The organism is Streptomyces lushanensis, from assembly GCF_001700515.1.
In the GTDB taxonomy this organism is placed as follows: Bacteria; Actinomycetota; Actinomycetes; order Streptomycetales; family Streptomycetaceae; genus Streptomyces; species Streptomyces lushanensis.
Genome location: NZ_MAUD01000481.1, coordinates 565 through 807 on the forward strand (window position 1 = coordinate 565; position 243 = coordinate 807).

Genomic DNA, 243 nt, shown 5'->3' on the forward strand with positions numbered 1-243 from the left:
TGGGGCGCTGAGCGGCGCCCCGGACCCGGGAGAGCGGCCCGGGTCGGGGACATCCGGCCAACAACCCCGTGGGGACGGGGGTGCGGCGGACGGCAGCTTTGGCCGGTCAGCTGGGGAGCTGACCGGCCATCGCGCTGTCCGGCGGCCCACGGTACGCCCACCACACGCGCCGCGTCAGCCCCTCCCGGGCACCGGCGGCCCGATGCCCTCCCTCGGTCCCGCCGGCCACGGCTCCCCGGCCGC